The organism is Xylanibacter sp. (genome assembly GCF_057607445.1).
Window position 1 is genome coordinate 1 of record NZ_DBLZAX010000050.1, and the last position, 1663, is coordinate 1663.

At 49.0% G+C, this 1663-nt stretch carries 1 protein-coding gene; it reads right to left on the reverse strand.

The features are described 5' to 3' along the window. Positions 1–5: 5 nt before the first annotated feature. Positions 6–1391: an IS110 family RNA-guided transposase gene (locus tag ACZMIG_RS14745; protein WP_181987293.1), complete on the reverse strand. Its 1386-nt coding sequence runs from the start codon at positions 1389–1391 to the stop codon at positions 6–8. Positions 1392–1663: the final 272 nt, after the last annotated feature.

The following is a 1663-nucleotide window of genomic DNA, read 5'->3' on the forward strand; positions in this document are numbered from 1 at the left end:
TTCTTCTATGGAACACATGCATTGCCAATTTCTATATGTGTCCCTGTAATTCGTTCTAATTCACGTTTGTATCTTGTAATCCGTTTTTCGAGTAATACTTTCTCGTCTATACCTACTCTTTCCGGATTATAAGTTGTTTGGTTTGCAACCATGGCAAAGAATATCTCGGCTACCTTGTGGGCAGTGGCAATGACTGCGGCTTTACCTCCGGCCCGTGAACGTATTCTGCGGTAGAAGTTCCCCAATTGGTTCTTCGCATTGGCGAGCGAAGAAGCGATACTTCTAAAAATCAACCCGACATTGTTCCGACGGTGTGGCACGTGGCTTGATATTCTTTTTCCTCCTGATATCTTGGTGTTCGGTGAGATGTTGCACCAACAGCAGAACTGTTTGGAAGACGGGAACTTCCGGGTAAAGTCGTGCCCCAGTTCACTCATCAGTTCAAGTGCGGTCAGGTGGCTTATGCCCGGTATCTCAAAAACGTTCACTCCCCACATTTCGTATGCTTTCCTTTCCACGTCGAAGCCCACGGTATGCCTGGTCTTTTTATAATCGCGGCGTTTTTTTGCCGGGCTATATGAAGTATCTTCCACTTTGGCAACCTCCGCACGGTAGTTTTCCATGAGTTTCTCCAGTTCTGCATCGCACTCGCCAAGTTGGGTACAATAATGTTTGAAAGTATCATAGTTTTGCCTGAGGACAAACATGAGGTCTTCTTCCCAGTTGCCCTCAAGTGCCTTGGCTATTTCCTCTTTCGGAGTCTTGCACTGGATGTCAGCCAGGTCCGCAAGTCTCTTGGGGTCACGTTCACCTGCAAGAATGGCCTCGATGATACGTATGCCGGATTTTCCCGTAATGTCAGACAGGACAAGCGTAAGTTTTATGTTCATCTGCTGCATGGCTTTCTGCATACGCAGGACTATGCTTGAGGCCTCACGCGAGAGGGTGTCACGGTGACGGGTGAGTGTCCTCATCCGTTTGGCGTCGTTGTGCGGTTGGAAACTTGCCTTGAGCAACCCGTACTGGTGCAGCAACATCAGCCATTCGGCATCCGACTCGTCGGTTTTCCTCTCCGTTATGTTCTTCACGTCCCTTGCGTTGGTCAATACGACATCCAGTCCGTCTTCCTGAAGGCGGCAGAACAGCGGTATCCAGTAAACCCCGGTGGATTCCATTGCGACTGTCTTTATGCCGCACTCCCTGAGCCATGCCGAGATGGCATGCAGGTCGGATGTATATGCTCCGAACGCGCGGTTGTTGTCCTTGGATCGGTCGGCAGGGACGCAAACTTGCATGATACCGTCCGCGATGTCTATCCCCGCCGCATCGGGATTAACTATCCGAAGTTCCGCACCTTTGGCGGTCTTGACTTTTTTTGCTTTCTTTGCCATGGTAATATCGTTACTCTTGTTGATGGATAAATGGCATAAGCCATGTCCTGTCGATGAGCATTCTTCTATACGGCCTCTGACGACCAATCTTCGATTCGCAGGACAAGGAGCCATACTCTTTTGTGGGATTGAAAACCCAAGAAAAAAACGGCTTGCTTCTTATGCCTACAGCAAAGGTAACTAAAAACGTTTCTGCCGCCACAGGCGGCGGAAACGTTCTGTGTTCCACTCTGATTTCAATCAAGACAAAGGCTTGGCTTTACTCTTTTCGC